The organism is Streptomyces sp. MNU76 (genome assembly GCF_020982545.1).
Lineage (GTDB): Bacteria > Actinomycetota > Actinomycetes > Streptomycetales > Streptomycetaceae > Streptomyces.
Window position 1 is genome coordinate 1 of record NZ_JAJKLK010000011.1, and the last position, 18,203, is coordinate 18,203.

Sequence of the window (18,203 nt, forward strand, 5' to 3'; positions counted from 1 at the left end):
CGCACCAGGCGGGGCCGGAGATCACCGTTCCCAGCGCCCTCATCCCAGCAGCCCCAGGAACTCCGAGTTCCTGGGGCTGTCCGTATCTGGATCACAACGGAGGACCCATGCAGGACTTCTACGATCTCGTCAACCTCTCTGCTGCCCACAGGCCCGCCGCTGGGTCCGGCGTGGACTGGCGGCACAACGCGGTGTGCCGCGAGGAGGACCCCGAGCTCTTCTTCCCGATCGGCAACACCGGTCCCGCGCTGCTGCAGATCGAGGAGGCCAAGGCCGTCTGCCGCCTTCTCTGGGGGTAACCGTGTGGCGCGAGGCGAGTGAAGACCACTTTGTGCAGCTCAGCGCCGGTGTGATCGACAGTATCGTGTGCAACACCTGTGGCGCCAGGGCCGCATCAGGCAGGTCCTGGTTCGTTTCGCCGTGCGAGCCGCGCACGAGCAGCCTCGTGAGCGCTGCGCAGTAGCTGCATGACCGTGTCCGTCGTCCTCTCACCGGGATTGATGACGGAGATCCAGCTGAGCGTGCCGTATACCGGATGCGGCATCAAACTGTCGGCGGCCGCGTAGTCACGAGGACGGCTGATGCTGCGCGGCTCCTCTCCAGTGAGCTCCTGGAACATCGCGCGGTCGATGTGGACGTTCACGCGCCAGCGGCCCGGAGGGTCCAGGTCGGAAGCATCGTCGTCGGGGTAGTTCTTGGTGACGATCGTCCCGTAGGGCTGAACGTTCTTGGGCATCTGGCCGTCGGGGGCGTAGTAGAAGAACGCGTCCCCCCAGGCGAGTTCAGGGAAGTCGCTTCCCGGTTCCGGGATAAGCACAAGTGCGCCGTCGAGGCCTCGCACGGTCGCGATGATCTGTTCCATACTCATGGTTCAAGCATTACCTTCAAGTGCTTATGTGGGGTTTGCCGGTGGACGAGACCACGAGCGGTTGGCGACGAGTACCGCTGAGAACAGTCGATGTCGCCAGAGAGTCGGGGTACTCGGTGCAACAGGTTCGCGACCTGGAGCGGCTGGGAGTCATTCCCCCAGCCGCTCGATCGAGCAACGGTTACCGCTCATACACATCAGCTCACGTGCATGCTCTTCGCGCCTATCGCGGACTCGCCGGTGCTGTTGGGCCTGTCGCAGCCCGGCAGATGCTCGCGGCGCTGCGGACGGAGTCGATCGCGGCGGCAGCCTCGGCGGTCAGCGCGGTGCACGTTCGGCTCGCGCGGGAACGGGACGAGGCTCTGCGTGCTCAACAAGCGTTGCGTGCGATCCAGGGTGAGACGAACACACCCGAGTTCGAGCAGGAGAGCGACGCGATGACGATCACGCAGCTGGCCGCAGCGCTCGACGTCCGTCCCTCAACCCTGCGGTTCTGGGAGCAGGAAGGACTCGTCATCCCCGAGCGAGTGACGTCACTGCGGGCACGTCGTTACGTGCTTTCAGCGATCAGAGCGGCCCGAATCGTCGCGGCCCTCCGCGGCACCGGTTACGGCATTCCCGCAGTACGCGACATCATGGGCTCCCTGCACCAGCTCGACGGCCTGGGAGAGACCCAACGCATCCTGCAACAACGTCTCGACCAGATCGCCATGCGGACCGTGGCACTACTCCGAGCGGGCGCAGACTTGGCAGCCGTTGTCACGTCCGCTCAGGAACCGCCGATCGCCCGAGAGCCCCCGGACCGCCTCGCGTGCTGACGATCGGGTCGGTGACTGACTCAGCCGCGCTGGTTCAGAGCTCTGGTCAGATCCCGGTTGGCCTCCCTCGCGGCACCGAGATCGGACCGGGCCTCCTCCAGCGCGGAGGTCAGTTCGACATTGTGCTGCTCCAGCCTCGTGATCTTCCGCTGGAGCTCGTCGATGTCCGCTGGGGCTCCGAGCCCGGACTCCTGCCATGCCTGAGCTCCCAGCGCCTGCGACAGCCGCTTCTCCAGCTGCTGGACGCGAGCGGCCAGGCGGGTGTTGCGGGCCTGGGCGTTGGCGAGGTCGGCCTGGAGCGAGGCCCGGCTGACCGGTGAGCCGCCGGCCGGGTCCTGGGCTGCCGGTTCGAGTTCTGCAGCGTGGACGATTTCGAGCAGGTCGCGATGGCGGTAGAGGAAGCTGCGGTCAACTCCGGCTTGCCGGGCGATGGCCGAGACGCTGATCGGGGTGCCGTTCTTCGCGGCGTTCCTGACCGCTGTGGCCACCCGCTGGCGGCGGCGCTCGGAGTTGGCCTGACGGCCGTCTCGCATGGTGGGGCTCATGGGAGTCTCCAGGGACGGACGTCGGGCATGGGCTGGGCGATTCGCGGCATGCCGAGCATGACAGTGCGGCTGCGGCGTACCACCGCGACGGCTTCCTCGATCTGGGAGCGTTCCTCGGGTGAGAGGTCGTCGAGGTCGGCCTTGACCCGGCTGATCAGGCGGCGGACCCGGCGGATCTCTTCCTCGGAGGGCACCGCTTCACTGCGGGCCCAGTCGTCGGCCTCGAAGGCTGACATCAGCCGTTCTCGGCTGCGGAGCAGGTCATCGAGGTATCGCTCCAGGTCGGGAAGGTAGGAGGCGTCGGTGCGGAAGTGGTCGCAGCCGACGCAGCGGAAGCGGAGCGGGCAGCTCTGTCCGCCGGCCGCGACGTTGTGGGGCTCCAGGCAGATGCCGTAGGCCGTGGCGACCTCTCCGATGGCTCGCCGCACGTGCTCGGAGTCGAGCAGGCCCTGGGCCTTGCGCCAGACACGGGTGCCGTGCCGGTCGAACTGCAGGGCGGTGACGCGGTCGACGGCTTCGCGCCGTCGTTCCTGGTTGACGCGGTAATAGGACTGTGTGGTGGAGAGTTCGCGATGGTCCATCAAATCCTTGAGGACATCGGGTGCGATGCCGGCGTCGGCGTGCCGTTGTGCGTAGCTGTGCCGGTAGGCGTAGGGGAAGATTTTGGACTTGTCGAACGGCAGCAGCCGCGTGACGTGCTTCCCGTCGAGCTCGACGACGACCGGGATCATGATGTCGGGCAGTGCGTCGACCCATGCCCGGTGCTGGTCCCCGATCGTGCCGATGGACTTCTTCCCTTCGGGGTTGGCCACGGGGCTCGGCAGGAGTCTGAGCATGCTGGTCGGGGTGTCGGGGAACCGTTCGCGGACCCGTTTCTGCTGTTCGGTGATGATGGCGGCGGTCGCCTTGGCGATCGGCAGGCGTCGGCCGAGCCGGTAGTTCTTGTGGTTGTCGTAGAGCAAAATGAGGGAGCCGTCGGGGTCCGTGGTCAGGCAGTCCCAGGGCAGTTTGGCGATCTCGTCGGGCCGCCGACCGGTGTCGATCAGCAACTCGGTGGCGACACGGATCTCGCGGTAGCTGGTCTTTTCCAACCGGTCCAGGTTGTCGCAGAGTTCGCGCATCACCTCGTCCGGCAGGTCCTTGCCGGCCTCGGTGTCTTCGGGCTCGTCCGGGATGTCCTGCACAGACAGCGCGAAACTCGCAGGGAGCCCGTCCAGTATCTCGCCGTGGGCGGTCAGGCCCAGGACGCGGATCCTGTTGAGGATCTGCCGGACGGACCGGATCACGTGGACCCGGTGGTAGGCCCCGAACACGCCGGTCTCGGTGAGGAAGGCCATCCGGGTGCAGAAGTTGTCGATGTCGGTGCGGCTGAGAAGCCGCGGCTGGTGTCCCCCGTCCTCACGCTGCAGCCGCAGGGACTCCGAGAGCCGCTCCATGCCCCGGATCGTGTTCTGCAGAGAGGAGGCGACGTGCTGGCCCCGGCGCCGCGGCAGCTCGTCGTAGGCCCATACCTTGACCGCTTCCCGGAAGGCCTTCTGATGGATCTTGGTGAAGTTGAGCGTGCCGCTGTGCCCGAAGACGACCAGGTCCCAGATGTCCTTGAGGCGTTCGGTCTCCGGAGTCGTCCCCAACCGGCGCAGGGCGGTCCGGGCAACCCTGACGATCATTCCGAGGTCGTCGATCAGGCCCACGCGGTCCAGGTCCGCGTCGTCGAGCGCTTCCAGGCTCGGGATCTGGAGGATACGCACTCGGTCGCAGATCGTGCGGAACCGGTGGTCGCGGGTCTTCACCTCGCGCGCGGTGCGGACCTGGAGGCTGTAGAGGAGCTCGGCGACGAGCCGGTCGGGCAGGCCGCGCAGGCTGATCTCCCGGTCCACGGCCACCGCAGGCGTCGTCCGACGCCACTTGTCCTCGTCACCGTCGAAAGTGCCGCGCTTGCGCTCGATGACCAGCCGCGAGGCGTGCACGTCGCAGTAGAGGTTTCCCTCTCTGCTGCGCATCCGGTAGCAGGAGGCGACGTGGCAGGGGCCGATGGCCGGCAGCGGACGCAGATCCGGGCGGCCGAGGAAGTCCTCCATGGTCAGATTGCTCGATCTCGCCCAGTGGTACTGGTGCGCGGGACACAGCCTGGCGGCGACCGACCGTCGTGGACGCTCGCACTGCTCCACCTCGCAGAGCTTCTGGCCGATACTGCGAAGCCGGCCCGTTCGGCCCCGGGCGGTGAAGTCCTCCAGGGACAGCCCGGACCGCCTCCAGCGGTTCATACAACCGACGCATATCGGCTCACCGAGCGGGGTGCCCTTCACGCACCCGGGGATCTCGCAATCCGGCATCCCCAGCACCGGATGGCTGGCGGGATAGCGAGCAACCCGCACCTCCCAGTCCCAGCTCAGAAGGCTCAGGAAGTCGGCGTCCAGCGCGTCGATGATCTCGCTGGTCCGCAGATCCTGCAGTTCACGGGCCAGAGGAAGAGGCGTCGCCATCAGCTCTCCTCCAGACCGCGGCGGGCCCGCGGTGAGGGGACACGCTCGATCGCCTCACGCAGCCGGGACCGGTCAGGTATCAGATACGGTCGCGGTGACTCCGGGTGATCCTGACCGAGCAGGGCCTGCACCTCGTCCAGCGTGCCGCCGGCGTCCGAGACGTTGCTGCCGAACGCACGGCGGGCCATGTGCGGGCCCACCTTCCGCGACAGCTTTGCCCGCTCGCCCAGGCGCTCGAACAGCTCGCCCATCGCGTCGGGCGTCATCGGGGTGCCCAGCGGTTCACGGAACAGGTTCACCAGCAGGAAGTCGCTGCCGCCGGTTCCGAGGATCTGCTGGCGCTCGTCGATGTACTGGTCGAAGGCCTGGACGACGAGGAAGTCCACCGGCTGGGTCCATGCCTTCTTCGACTTCGACCAAGCGCCGTTGTGGTTGTCCCGGCGGCGAACGTGCAGGTGAGGGCCTTCGTAGTCGCAGCCCAACGCCTTTGAATCGGGCAGCAGATGGCAGTCGCTGCGGCGAAGGCCCGCTACCTGGCCGCGGCGCAGGCCGACTCGGCCGTGCAGCAGTACGATCAGCCGGTCCCGCGCGTTGCGGCACTCAAGGAACATCGCCACCAGCTCGTCGTCGGTGGCCCGGTCGACATCCGCCTCCGGCTCCTGCACCCGATGCCGGGCCCGCAGCCGGTAGGACAGCCCCGAGTCCTCACCCTGCGCCTCCAGCGGCAGGTCACGGCTGTCGGCCAGTTCATAGATCTGTCCCAGCACCGACCGGGGCGCCTCACCCACCGACACGGCGTACGACAACAGCCCACGCACCGCGGTCAGTACCCCGTTCATCCGCCGTTCCCTTCGGGCCGGATCGGCCCCGGGCCCCAACACCACCGAGGCCGGTTCGCCGTCCCTCGTCGACGGCGTGAACTTCAACCAGACCATGAACAGGCCCAAGTCCCGGGCTGCCTGCGGCCATTGCCGCCCCGTCCGCCTGCACCACAGCAGGTACAGGGCTACGCCACCGGCGTACGCCTTCGTCGTCAGCTCGGCCCGGCTCCGGCCAAACCGCAAGAACCTCAGCCACTGGTCAGCGACCGGCACCACCTGGAGGTCGTCGTCCACGACCGTCCAGTACCGCACTCCAGACGGCAACTCCACAGGAAAGGCCCGCACATGCAACTCCATGATTCGACGGTTGATGCAACAACCCGCCACAGAGCTACAGCCCCCAAGAACGAGTCTCAGAAGATCAACTTAGCCTCCTCCTGCAACAACACACCACGCAGGTCAGCACCCCAGAGAAGCCGCCGCTGCCCCGTCATCGAGCAGTGCCTCCAGTGGGCCGTCGAGTCGGGCGAGGACGCCGGCGTGTGGGGCGGACTGAGCGAGGACGAGCGTCGCGCGATGAAGCGCCGTGCGGCTCGTAACCGCGCTCGCAAGGCCAGCGCCTGACAGCCCACCCCACTCCCGCCCTGACCTGAGGAGAACGAGGTGCCTCTGCCCGCGTGGCTCGACAGCCAACTCGCCGCTGCCCAGGCCGAAACGGAGAACGACGGCACGACGTGGTCCGCGTTCGTCACCACTGATGACGGGCTCGCTCCGATCGTTGGCGCTCACGACCAAGAGCACGCTCAGCGGTGGCTCGACGAGTCCGGGGGCACCGGCTTCGTCGCCCGCAGCCGCCGCGCGAGCTGACGGACGATTTGCCCGCTGTCCCGGCGGGCGCGCAACACGACAACGCACGCTCCCCCCTGCTCAGCCCGTCGTCACCGGCCCGGTCCCGGCCAGTCCGGTGGCGGCGGAGAACGCAGGGACCACCCCAGCGCCCTGGCGCTCGCTCCCGGTCCACCCCCGTCCCCGACACCCTGAGGGAGTTCCTCCATGACCGCGACCACCTCGTCGTTGTGCCGGCACGAGCCGACGTGCCCGCCTGCAGGCAGCCCGGACCGCGAGGCCGCGCAGACCGTGGCCACCCACCCGGAGCAGGGCTGGAGCCTGCTGTGCAACGGCCTCTTCGTCTTCGACGACACCGGTGAGCTGCTGCCCGACGGACGGATCACCGGTCCGCGGCGTCCCACGCCGGCCTCCGTGACCGCCTGATCCCTTCCTGGTCAGCCCGCCCTGCTTCTGCCTGTGAGTCCGGGAGGGTCCCGGGCTTTTCGATCATTGGAGGATCGATGGCTGAGCTCATTCCCCTCAAGACACCGCTGGACGACACCGGTCTGTCCCACCACCGGCCCGGCACCGCGACGAGTACCGCCGCGGCCGCGGACATCTCCCGCTACCACCACCCGCTCTTCCTCCGGTCCGAACCCGGACGCTTCGAGGGCTGGGTGACGTACTCCTTCCGCGCGTTCACCGGCCTGGAAGAGCAGCCGCAGATGTCGATCGAGGCCATCCGGGACACGACGCTGACCCGCGAGCAGTCCGCCGAGCTGTCGAACGAGTACGAGGCCGCGCGGGTCCTGTGGTCGAAGGCGCGGTTACGGCGGCAGGCCGGACCGCTCCTGAAGCAGGCCGCGCCGATGTGGGAGGCCTGGACGGCCGCCCACGGACAACTCGTGGCCACTTTCCGCGAGTTCTGGACCACCGAGGACGGCCTCTGGCGCGCCCAGCTGCTGCGGCTCACCGACGCCGAACGCGCCGCCGAGGCCGCGGCTGAGGCCTTCGACGACATCGCGGAGAAGCTCACCCGGCTCGCCGAGGAGCAGATCCGGGTCGCGGGCGAGGACGATGACCTTCCGCTGAGCACCATCGCGAAGGAACTCGGTCTGGACGACTCCGACTGGCACATCGCCTGGCACGGCGCCTACACCTCGTCCACGGCGGGTTGGCGCGGCATCGGCGACCGCCTCATCGACCGCGTCCACAAGGAGATCGACGCGCAGCGCGAGCGGCTGCGTGAGGTTCAGGTCCTGGCCGGCGACAGGGACCTGAGCGACAGCGAACTCGTCTGACACCCACCCCGGAGCATCTCGCCCCGGGGCTGCCTGTCGGTCCTGCCGATTCACGTCGGCGGGACCGGCAGGGAGCAGCAGGGACTTTCCCCCGATCCCGTGCTCCACGGCCGGCCTCCCCCACGGGAGGCCGGCCGTCCTGCTGCCGGGCCCGGTACGACAGCTCCCCCGTACCGGGCCCGGCTCCCCTTGTCCCCCAACTGCCGTCAGGAGTGAAGAACCATGACACCCACACCCACATCCACGTCCCCTCCCCCGGAAGCGAAGCTGACCCGGGGCCAGCGCATCATCCTCATCGCCGCCGCCGTGCCGATGGTCGTCTTCGCCGGCCTGGGCGCCTGGGGCACCTACACCAACATCACCGGCGTCTTCCACCGCTCGGCCACGGCGTGGGGCGTGGTCGCCGCCGGTGAGGGCGCCACGCTCTCCCTGGCGCTCGTCTACGTCGGGCTGACCCTGCTGGGCCAGTCTTCGCCGGCCGCCGTCCGGGTCGGGCTGTGGCTGCTGCCCGCAACGGCCTCCGGCACCGGCGCCGCCGTCGCGCAGACCACCACCGAGGCGATCGTCTTCGCCGTCACGCCGCTGGCCATGTGCTCCTCCGCCGAGGGCATGGGCCTGCTGGCCCGCCGCATTGTCATCCGGGTCACCGGCATCGACATGGAGGCCCAGCGCCGGAACGCGAAGACGATGCAGCAGCTCGCGTACCACCGGGCCCGTGCCGCGAACCACCCCGACGAGAAGACGCGCAAGGAGTCGGAGCTGAAGTCGTGGGACCTGGCCAAGAAGGTCGGCACGGGCGACGCGACGCTCGGCGCGGGCCTCGTGACGGTTCAGCGGGACCGCATGACGGAAGGCGCGAACGACGCGCTGGCCGGCATGTTCGACCTGGCATCCGTCACGCCCGCGCTCACCGCGTCCGTCACGCCCGCGCTTCCCGGCACGGTCGGGCGCGACGGTTCCGGCACAGGGTCCGTCACGGACGAGGCAGTCCGTCACACCGGCGGCACGCACTCCGTGACGAACCCGCCGCCCCGTGACGCCGCCGTCACGAGCGGCCCGCAGGGTGCGACGAAGACAGGCACACAGGTCAGTGGCGGCACGGCCGCGCGGCCGTCGCACTCCACGGAATCCGTCACGGACACCGTGACGCACACCGTCACGGGCTCCGTCGCGCACGGTGTGACGGAAAACGTCACGGTCGACGGCTCCGTCACGCCCGGTTCCGTCACGGACGGGACGCCGTCACAGGAGTCGTCGCACCCCGTCACGCTCGAAGAGGTCGCGGCCGTCGCGGGCGTGCCCACCCCGGTGACGGGCGAGCGGCTGACGGAGGCGCAGCTGGAGGTCGTCCTGCGCCACCTGCGCTACTCCGACGACCCGCCGCTGTCCTACCGCCAGGCCGTCACCGCCTTCCGCGACGCCGGCTTCGTCGGCGGCGAGGAGCGGGTGCGCCGCGTCTGGGGCCACCTGATGTCGCACGAGGAGACCGAGACCCCCGAGAAGACCGACGCCTGAGCAGCGTCCGACACCACCAGTGAAGGCCAACTCGCCCCGGCGGGTTGGCCTTTGCTGCGACTGCCGGAAGCGGTCGAAACAGGTGCAAAGCAGTCCGGCGAGTGAGCTGGCGAGTGACCCGGTGAGCGGAGCGTTCGCAGACCCGGCAAGCAGACCCAGCGAGCAGACCCGGAGCGCTCTGCACCCCCACCCGACACCCCGAACGAACGGAGGAAAACCAGGCCCGATGGGCGGATCCGCGTACTGGACAAAAGCGATCAAAAAGGCGGACGCGCGATCCCCCAAAGAGGGTGCGATCAAGCGAGTGGACCGGCTGCACGGCGTACTGCGCCGACTCGATCCGGGGGTCGCCGACCGCGCCTGGCGCGACGTCGGCAACCTCCTCCAGCAGACCACCGACCGCCACTCGGTACGCGGTTCCGCGTACTGGACGAAGGAGATCAGAGAGGCGGACGGAAGGTCCGCCAAGGAGGGTGCGATCAAGCGACTGGACCGGCTGCGCGGCGTGCTGCGCGACCCCGATCCGGTGATCGCCAACCGCGCCTGGCGCGAGGTCCGCGAAGCCCTCCAACGGATCACCGACCGCTACTCGCGGTGATCGTTCACTCATTCATTCACCCCGGGGGGAGATGAACGCGACCCGGCCCTACACGCGTACGTACGCGCACGAGGGCCGCGTTCACTCCCCCCGGTTGCAGACCGTGAGGGGAATGCGATGGAAGTTCTGCTTCTCGCGGCGTGCGCCTGGCTCGCACACACAGCAGGCGCGCAGAGCGAGCAGGCGAAGCTGGGGCTGTCTCCGGCGCAGCGAGACATCCTTCGGGAGAACACCCGGCACGAGAAGGCCGTGCAGAAGATCGCCGACAAGCACGGCGCCGCTCGGCCGGCTGAACGCAGGCCGGGAGTCTCGCCGTGGAAGGATGCGCCAGCCTCGGAACGCGACCCGGTGCTCACGCTCCCGGAAGCGTTCCGGGCGGGCTACCGCGGCCACACCCGCATCGAGCGGGTGGCGACCCCAGTGGGGCGCCGCGTCGGCAGCTGGACCGCTCGAGGCGTGGCCTGGGCCGAGGACACGGGCAGGGGCGCACTGCGCGAGCACCGCAAGCGCCGTCGGGCACGGGGCGAACCTGACCCGGCTCCGGTGCTCATCCCGCTGCCTCCAGCCCACCCGCCGGAGGTGCCGCCGATCCCGGCCGATCCTCCGACGGGCGGAACCGGCAGCGGCGAGGGCGAGGGAGTGTCCCTGGCCAGGCCGGACCCAGTCTCGGAGCCCGAAGCGGGCGAGAAGCCCCCTGAGGGGGCCTCTGAGGCGCCAACGGCCGATGACGGGCCCCCGGGAGCCTCAACGGCCCCAACTGCCCCTGAAGGGGCCGCAGATGGGCCCTCGCCGGTACCGGAACCCCGCAGCTCGGAGGAGACGGACCCAGCGGCCGGCAAGGCGGAACCCGAGGAAGCCACGAAGCCCAAGAGCACCGACGAGCCGTCCGATCCCGCCGCGGCGGAGCCCGTGACGGCCCCGGACGCGACCGTGACGGAACCCGTCACGGCTGTGACGGACTCCGACACGGAACCGGCACCCGCTGTGACGGAACTCGCCGCGACCGTGACGGAGCCCGCGGCCGCTGTGACGGCACCCGTGAACACCACCAAGGAACCGGCCGCTGCCGGAGAAGGAGTTGGGCGTATGGCGGCAGAAGTGTCGTACGAGTCCGTTGAGGAAGAGAGCGACGAGCTCTCCCTGATGTGCGAGGACGACCTGGTCGTCTACGACCGCATCGGCAAACGCTGCCAGCGGGAGATCAGCCGCGGCGACTCCCTGCTCGTGGCCATGGAGGCCGTCGGCTTCGGGCCGAAGGTCATGGGCTGGGTCACCCGCGGCAAGGAGCAGTACGGGGTGATCGACTCCCAGCTCGCCGAGCTGAAGTCGAACACGAAGGCCCAGGGCGAGGCCGTCGTGAAGGCCAAGGCCCTGCTGGTGGCCGGCCAGGGCCTGTACGCGGACATCGCGAAGGACATGGAGTCCGTGGCCGACCGCGACGTCTACATCTCCGACGCGGTCGACGCCGAGGACACCTCCGCGCACACCGAGGTCTACGAGACGAGGGGAGCCTGACCATGAGCGACGCCAAGGGTGGTTTCACCGCGATCGTCACCTACGCCGCCGTCCTCGCGAGGGCAGCGGCGTACGGCATCCGCGCCGCCAACACCAAACGGGCCGTGGAACGTCTCAAGTCCCGCTTCGACGACCGCGGCGCCTCGGCGAAGTACATGTCCGACGCGATGACCGTCCTCGAAGTCGACGAGCCGACCACCACCGCCTACATGGAGGTCTCGACGCTGACGGAGGCCATGTCGGCCAACGTCGGAACGATCGTCTCGGCGGCCGACACGCTGTCCACCGTGGCGCAGGGCCTGGCCGATGAGACGCAGGCCCAGCACGGCCGGATGGCGGACGCCAACCGCACGCACCACGTGCAGATGGCGGCCAAGGAGTTCATCAAGCCCAAGTAGGCGCCAGACACGAACACCACGAAGGGCGGGACCGCAACGTGCGGCCCCGCCCTTCGTCACACCCGGAATCGGAGAAAGCCGGATGGCAGCGACCACCGAAGCGACGAAGGAAGAAGAAGACACTCCGCAGGAGCTGACCGGGCTGCGCGCCCGTGCGGCCCAGATGCAAAACCCCGGCCTGTACGTGGGATCCGGGCTCAGCATCGCCTCCAGCCTGCTGTCTGGCGACCCGCTCCTGTTCACCACGATCGGCGCGACCGGCCTCGCGGCCGGCTGGGCCGCTCTGGCCATGAACCCCGGACCCTGGCGCTGGCTGCCCGGGAACGGCGAGCCGTGGGAGTGGATGATCCGCAGCAGCCAGCGCGGGTACCGGCGCAAGGTCCGCCGGATGCGCCGCCGCCTGGCCCAAGACGACGGCTACGGCCCGTCCGTGGGCAGCGACGGCATGCTCGTGCCGACCATCGGTATCGCCGACGGCTGGCGCCACCGCAACGACCGCGCCGCTCTCGTACGCGCGGCGAAGGCCAAGGCCTACCGCGCCCGCTGCGCGACGCTGCGGGGGATGTGGGCCAAGGCCCTGCCCGACTGGGAGCGCGGCTGGTGGCGCCGGTACACGCCCGCCGAGATGGCGCTGCGTGCCGGGCCTCTGGCAGCGATCCCCGCGAGCGGCTTCATAGACGTGCCCTGGTGGGCGCACATCGTTACCGCGCTCGCCGGATCCTCGTGGGGATCGTGGGTGTGGGCCCGTCCCGACTTCCAGGTCTCCCCGACCGAACACCCGGAGGGAGCAGGCTGGTACCTCGCGCGGTGGGATGAGTGGATCGCGTGCGACCGCGGCCCGCTGCCCGATTCCAAGCTCGTCGACATCCACCTGGACGACGACAAGCTGACCGCGATCATCGTGTCCACCACCGCCAGGCCCGCGCTGTCCGTCGGGCAGGACGAGATCTCGATCGCGTTCGACGTGCCGCCCCGTGCGGTCAACGTTTACCGCCCCGACGACATGTCCGCCAGCCGTGCCAAGCTCACCGTCCGGCTGCGGGCCGCCGCCGCCGAGGACCTGGACATGGACGACCTGCCTGCTGTGTGGCAGGAGTTCGGCCCGTACATGGGCAGCGAGCTGTACGACGTGCAGGAGACGGAGTACGGCCGCCAGTTCAAGATCCTGATGCCGCGTCGGGGCTCCTCGGTCGCCGAGGTACAGCCGCGCAGCATCGCCCAGGCCCTGGACATGCCCGGCGAGGACGCCGTCGACCGGCTTCACCTGCGGGTGATCGATGCCCGCCGGATCGAAGTCAACGAGATGAGCACCAACCCCCTCCAGGACGGTGTGACGCTCGACCTGCGCGCCCTGACCATGGACGCGCAGGGATACGTCACGGTCGGCAAGGACATCTACGGCCGTCCGGCGAAGTGGCGGCTGCTGAAGTTCGACCCGATCCGCCGCGGCCTGTCCGGGCGGCCGTCCGCATCGGCGGTGCACTCGTTCGGCTCCGGCACCACCGGCGCCGGCAAGACCTCCCTGGAAGAAGACCTCCAGGTCGCCCAGCGCATCAACGGCTTCATCTCCTGGCTGGCCGACGGCAAGGGCGGCGCCGGGTACGCATCCTGGTTCGGAGATCTCGACTGGCTGGTCAAGTCGCCGGTCGGGGCCATGCTCATGGGCCAGTCCGCCACCCGCGTCAGCGAGTACCGCTACAGCGAGCAGATGAAGATGCAGTGGCTGGACGCGGAAGGGTTCATCGAGCAGGGCCGGTCGTTCTTCGTGCCCGGCGAGCCCTTCGCACCGATGGTCGTCACCTGGGACGAGTTCAACGAGATGGTCCTCAAAGACCCTCACGCGTTCCACGTCAAGCCGCTGACCCGGGCCATGTCCAGCGTGGGCCGCCTCTCCAGGGCGGCCGGCCTGTCCGCACGGGCGTGGGTCCAGATCCCGAACCTGGACTCCATCGGATCGGACGCCAGCGCGAACGCCATTCGCGACATGCTCCAGTCCGGGAACATCGGCCTGTTCCGCACCGCACGCGCCGACGTCGACGTCATGTCGCTCGGCTCCCGCACCCCGGAATTCCGCCTGGAACCCCTCCCCGAGCGGTTCCCGGACGGGTCCGAGACCGGCGGCCTGTTCTACCTCGCCGACGGCAAGGCCCAGTACACCCAGTCCCGGGCCATGTTCCACACCAACCCGGCCCGCGTCGCCCGGGGGTTTCCCATGGCGACCCTCTCCGACCCGGAGGCCGACGCCGCCGGCGCCGCGTACCTGCGCCGGGAGGAATACCGCTACCTGGACGCCGCCGAGGAGGAAGCCTTCCTCCTCGACCTGATCAAGCAGGAGCAGTCCAAGAACAGCCCGCACGCCAAGGTCATCGACCTCAAGCCCGCCCCGGCCGCCACCGAGGAGGACAGCGAGGACGAGGACCTGGACGAGCTCGTGCCGCTCACCCGCACCCAGAAGGTCTGGTACGCGGTCGACGGCGGTGCCCGGCGCAACAAGCAGATCGCCGAGGTCACCGAACTCCAGCCGTCCAACGTCGCGAACGCCACGACCCGTCTGGAACGGCTCGGGAAGCTCACCAAGGTCGACCGCGACTGGCACACGGCCTCCCCTCGACGACCAGCGCGTCGACGCCTGACCCGCCCGCCCTCACCGAACCGGAGACATCCCCATGAACATCACCATCACCGCGCTCTTCCTCCTGGCCTGCATCGGCCTCGGCATCTGGTTCAAGAAGGACAGTTCCTTCCGCCGCCGGGAGTTCCTCGCCATCTCCCTGTTCTGGATCCTCGCGGTCGCCACCCCCTGGGGAGCCACGGGCGTCCAGAAGGTTCAGACCCTGATCGGCAACGGAGTCCAGACGGCAACCCAGACCGTCAACTCGGTCTCGTCCAAGTAGAACCACCCCAGGCAAGAGGCGGCCCGCACGGTGCGGGCCGCCTCTGCTGCGTCCACCCCTCGGCCCATCAGCAAGGAGACCAACGACATGGCCGACGACCTCGCAGGCCTCAAGCGGGGGCAGACGGCTCAGGAAGCGGTCGACGAGGCACGCATGCTGGCCAACTGGTACAGCAGCAACGCCCCCACGACCACCAGACTCGTCGCCCCCGACCTTCCACCGCCCAAGCCCGCCACGGGAGACACCGTGCCGTTCGATCCGCACGGACGACCGCCCATGTCCCAGCGGGCCACGGACCACGCGGCGCTCGTACTCGTCTACTCGTTCGGTTCGCTGCCGGTCAGCGCCGCCATCTCGCTGGTGCTGTGGCGGCTGGCCAACGTCAGCCCGACGACGCTGATCATCGTCGGCGTGGGCACCGCCGGAGTGATCACCTCAATCGGCGTCGCAGCCCGCATGATCGGGCGTGCTGTACGCGACGGCGCCTCCGCCCTGCCGAACCACACGGTCAACCACTTCACCGGGCCGAACTACGTGCAGCACAACGAACTGCACACCGAAACCAAGTGGTTCGGCACCACCAACAACGAACTTCCCGGCAACCGGGAATGACGTTGGCTCCGCATGACGCGAAGAACGACATCGCCCGATTCCGCACCACCCCGCTCCACCAGTGATCGGCCGTTCTCCGTACGCCCCCGCTCGCCGCCCCAACGGGCGGTACCGCGGGGCCGTGCGGTGTGCGCCCGGCCACCCAGACCGCGAACTAGCGGTCCTCGTCCTGGCCTTCTCCACCGCCCTGCTGCTGCTCGTCGTCCTGCCCCGCCTGCCTACCTGACCTCCATGGAGACCGCTGTGAAGAAGACCCCCACCAAGAAGCCCGCCGCGAAAAGGGCCCCTGCGAAAAGGGCCCCTGCGAAAAGGGCCCCTGCAAAAAGGGCCGCGGCGAAAAGGGCACCGGCCAAGAAGCCCGCCGCGAAGAGGACCCCTGCCAAGAAGGCCGCGGCGAAGCGGTCACCCAGGCCTACCAGGATTGTGTACTGGCTCTTCCGCAGTATGGGGCGGGGCGCCAGGAACCTCGATCCGGCGCACCGCAAGGACGGCGTCGCGCTGCTGCTGTTCGCCCTCGCGCTGATCGTCGCCGCGGGCACCTGGGCCGACCTCAAGGGCCCGGTCGGCGACCTCGTCGAGATCCTGGTGACCGGCGCCTTCGGGCGGCTCGACCTGCTCGTACCGATCCTGCTCGCGCTGATCGCCGTCCGGTTCGTCCGGCACCCCGAGAAGCCCGAGGCCAACGGCCGTATCGTGATCGGCCTGTCCGCGCTGCTGATCGGTGTCCTCGGGCTGGTCCACATCGTGTGCGACTCGCCCGCGCGAGACGACGGCATGCAGGCCATACGGGACGCTGGCGGACTGATCGGCTGGGGCGTCGCGACCCCGCTGACATACGCCATGAGCGACGTGCTGGCCGCACCGCTGGTGGTGCTGCTAATCGTCTTCGGGCTGCTGGTAGTCACGGCCACCCCAGTCAACGCCATCCCGCAGCGGCTGCGGGCGCTCGGCGCGCACCTCGGCGTCGTCCAGGGGCAAGCGGCCGGCACGCCCAGGGAGGACGACGAGCGGTACCCGGAGCAGCAGCACGAAGCGTCGCCCGCGCGCTCCCGCCGTCGCGGGCCCGTCGGAGAGGCATACGACCCCGACGGCGTCGAGCAGGAGGCCCTCCCACCGCGCGGGAAACTCAAGACCGCAGCAATGCCGGCACCCGCCGCCCAGCCGCACGGGATGGAGTCGTCCCCCCTGGTCGTCCCCGACCTCACCAAGGCGCCGCCTGCTGGCGAGGAGCGCGATCTTCCAGCGCGCGCGGGACAACTCCAGCTGTCCAACGACATCACCTACTCCCTGCCCTCGCTCGACCTCCTCACGCGCGGCGGGCCCGGCAAGGCGCGCAGCGCCGTCAACGACGCGGTCGTCGCCTCGCTCTCGAACCTCTTCTCCGAGTTCAAGGTGGACGTCGCCGTCACCGGCTTCACGCGCGGGCCGACAGTCACGCGCTACGAGGTCGAGCTCGGCCCCGCCGTAAAGGTCGAGCGCATCACCGCGCTGACGAAGAACATCGCCTACGCCGTCGCCAGCCCCGACGTGCGGATCATCAGCCCGATCCCCGGCAAGTCCGCGGTCGGCATCGAGATCCCGAACACCGACCGCGAGATGGTCAACCTCGGTGACGTGCTGCGGCTGGCCGCGGCCGCCGAGGACGACCACCCGTTGCTGGTCGCGCTCGGCAAGGACGTCGAGGGCGGCTACGTCATGGCCAACCTCGCGAAGATGCCGCACATCCTGGTCGCCGGAGCCACCGGTTCCGGCAAGTCGTCGTGCATCAACTGCCTGATCACCTCGGTCATGGTCCGCGCGACGCCCGAGGACGTACGGATGGTCCTTGTCGACCCCAAGCGGGTCGAGCTGACCGCCTACGAGGGCATCCCGCACCTGATCACCCCGATCATCACCAACCCGAAGCGCGCCGCCGAGGCGCTCCAGTGGGTCGTACGCGAGATGGACCTGCGCTACGACGACCTCGCGGCGTACGGCTTCCGGCACATCGACGACTTCAACGCAGCCGTACGAAGCGGCACAGTGAAGGCACCGGTCGGCAGCGAGCGGGAGCTCAAGACCTATCCGTATCTGCTGGTGATCGTCGATGAGCTCGCCGACCTGATGATGGTCGCCCCGCGCGACGTCGAGGACGCGATCGTGCGGATCACGCAGCTCGCGCGTGCGGCCGGCATCCACCTGGTGCTCGCCACGCAGCGGCCGTCGGTCGACGTTGTCACCGGGCTGATCAAAGCGAACGTGCCCTCGCGGCTCGCCTTCGCCACCGCCTCGCTCACCGACTCGCGCGTCATCCTCGACCAGCCCGGCGCCGAGAAGCTGATCGGCAAGGGCGACGGGCTGTTCCTGCCGATGGGGGCGAACACGCCAGCCCGTATGCAGGGCGCCTTCGTGACCGAGAACGAGATCGCGGCCGTCGTCCAGCACTGCAAGGCCAAGATGGCACCCGTCTTCAGGGACGACGTCGTGGGCACCAAACAGAAGAAGGAGATCGACGAGGAGATCGGCGACGACCTGGACCTGCTGTGCGAGGCGGCCGAACTGGTCGTCTCCACCCAGTTCGGTTCGACGTCCATGCTTCAGCGCAAGCTGCGAGTCGGCTTCGCCAAGGCCGGGCGGCTGATGGACCTCATGGAGTCCCGCGACATCGTCGGTCCCAGCGAGGGCTCCAAGGCGCGTGACGTCCTCGTGAAGCCGGATGAACTGGACGGGGTGCTGGCATTGCTCCGTCCCTTACCCGGCAGTGCGCAAGGAGAAGGCGCGGACACCGACAGCCTCCAGGAGCGGGTTCAGACCGCGACTGGCGGAGAGTGGCTGCAATGAGCCGCACCCGCCGCCAGAACCCCGCGCCTGCGCGGACATCGTGAGCCGGGTGCCAGCGGACTGCCCCGTCGACCTGCCTCGGTCCCGGTCGCCAGCCGGACCGAGGCCACGCCGCCATGGAGTCGGCGGGCAGTCGGCTGACCGCAGCGATCACGACGCCTGCTCCACGGCGGTACAGGGTGCGACC

15 protein-coding genes and 1 pseudogene are annotated in these 18,203 nt (G+C 69.2%); 12 read left to right on the forward strand and 4 right to left on the reverse strand.

The features are described from left to right. Positions 1-170: 170 nt before the first annotated feature. Positions 171-284, forward strand: a pseudogene (locus E4N62_RS24780) (WhiB family transcriptional regulator); the annotation flags it as partial. A 110-nt stretch (positions 285-394) separates the two neighbouring features. On the opposite strand, the gene E4N62_RS24785 reads toward E4N62_RS24780, so the two are convergent. Continuing rightward, a complete protein-coding gene (locus E4N62_RS24785; protein ID WP_230216079.1) occupies positions 395-862 on the reverse strand; it encodes a DUF6194 family protein in 468 nt (155 codons plus the stop codon). A 32-nt stretch (positions 863-894) separates the two neighbouring features. Here E4N62_RS24785 and E4N62_RS24790 point away from each other — a divergent pair, with 32 nt between their 5' ends. Beyond that, positions 895-1,686: a MerR family transcriptional regulator gene (locus E4N62_RS24790; RefSeq protein WP_230217864.1), complete on the forward strand. Its 792-nt coding sequence runs from the start codon at positions 895-897 to the stop codon at positions 1,684-1,686. Positions 1,687-1,706: 20 nt separating this feature from the next. On the opposite strand, the gene E4N62_RS24795 is transcribed toward E4N62_RS24790, so the two are convergent. From E4N62_RS24795 to E4N62_RS24805, 3 genes are read right to left on the reverse strand one after another with little or no spacing between them, the layout of a single operon-like run. Then, positions 1,707-2,231, reverse strand: coding sequence for a DUF6262 family protein (locus tag E4N62_RS24795; protein ID WP_230217866.1), 525 nt, complete (start codon positions 2,229-2,231; stop codon positions 1,707-1,709). Then, complete coding sequence (locus E4N62_RS24800; RefSeq protein WP_230217868.1) at positions 2,228-4,714, reverse strand: tyrosine-type recombinase/integrase; 2,487 nt, start codon at positions 4,712-4,714, stop codon at positions 2,228-2,230. The genes E4N62_RS24795 and E4N62_RS24800 overlap by 4 nt, the downstream gene beginning before the upstream one ends. Continuing rightward, positions 4,714-5,892: a tyrosine-type recombinase/integrase gene (locus E4N62_RS24805; protein WP_230217870.1), complete on the reverse strand. Its 1,179-nt coding sequence runs from the start codon at positions 5,890-5,892 to the stop codon at positions 4,714-4,716. Before E4N62_RS24805 ends, E4N62_RS24800 begins: the two co-directional genes overlap by 1 nt. On the opposite strand from E4N62_RS24805, the gene E4N62_RS48145 reads away from it, so the two are divergent. From E4N62_RS48145 to E4N62_RS24855, 10 genes are all read left to right on the forward strand, one after another. Beyond that, complete coding sequence (locus tag E4N62_RS48145) at positions 5,881-6,159, forward strand: WhiB family transcriptional regulator (protein ID WP_268269811.1); 279 nt, start codon at positions 5,881-5,883, stop codon at positions 6,157-6,159. The two genes, E4N62_RS24805 and E4N62_RS48145, sit on opposite strands and share 12 nt — an antisense overlap. Positions 6,160-6,198: 39 nt before the next feature. Further along, on the forward strand, positions 6,199-6,402 hold the full coding sequence (locus E4N62_RS24815; protein WP_230217872.1) for a hypothetical protein: 204 nt from the start codon (positions 6,199-6,201) through the stop codon (positions 6,400-6,402). Between the two features lie 207 nt (positions 6,403-6,609). Continuing rightward, positions 6,610-6,807, forward strand: a complete 198-nt coding sequence (locus E4N62_RS24820) for a DUF5999 family protein (protein ID WP_308185591.1) — start codon at positions 6,610-6,612, stop codon at positions 6,805-6,807. A gap of 77 nt (positions 6,808-6,884) precedes the next feature. Further along, a complete protein-coding gene (locus E4N62_RS24825; protein WP_230217876.1) occupies positions 6,885-7,664 on the forward strand; it encodes a hypothetical protein in 780 nt (259 codons plus the stop codon). 222 nt (positions 7,665-7,886) lie between these two features. Beyond that, the gene (locus E4N62_RS24830; protein ID WP_230217878.1) at positions 7,887-9,179 is read left to right on the forward strand and encodes a hypothetical protein; all 1,293 of its coding nucleotides are present in this window, start codon (positions 7,887-7,889) and stop codon (positions 9,177-9,179) included. A 226-nt stretch (positions 9,180-9,405) separates the two neighbouring features. Further along, positions 9,406-9,777 carry a hypothetical protein gene (locus E4N62_RS24835; RefSeq protein ID WP_230217880.1) on the forward strand — a complete coding sequence of 124 codons (372 nt, stop codon included), beginning with the start codon at positions 9,406-9,408 and terminating at the stop codon, positions 9,775-9,777. Positions 9,778-10,863: 1,086 nt separating this feature from the next. Next, positions 10,864-11,292 carry a hypothetical protein gene (locus tag E4N62_RS24840; protein WP_230217882.1) on the forward strand — a complete coding sequence of 143 codons (429 nt, stop codon included), beginning with the start codon at positions 10,864-10,866 and terminating at the stop codon, positions 11,290-11,292. Between the two features lie 2 nt (positions 11,293-11,294). Beyond that, positions 11,295-11,690: a hypothetical protein gene (locus E4N62_RS24845; RefSeq protein WP_230217884.1), complete on the forward strand. Its 396-nt coding sequence runs from the start codon at positions 11,295-11,297 to the stop codon at positions 11,688-11,690. A gap of 82 nt (positions 11,691-11,772) precedes the next feature. Next, on the forward strand, positions 11,773-15,261 hold the full coding sequence (locus E4N62_RS24850) for a hypothetical protein (protein WP_230217886.1): 3,489 nt from the start codon (positions 11,773-11,775) through the stop codon (positions 15,259-15,261). Between the two features lie 166 nt (positions 15,262-15,427). Beyond that, positions 15,428-18,016, forward strand: coding sequence for a DNA translocase FtsK (locus tag E4N62_RS24855; protein ID WP_230217888.1), 2,589 nt, complete (start codon positions 15,428-15,430; stop codon positions 18,014-18,016). The last annotated feature ends 187 nt before the right edge of the window (positions 18,017-18,203 follow it).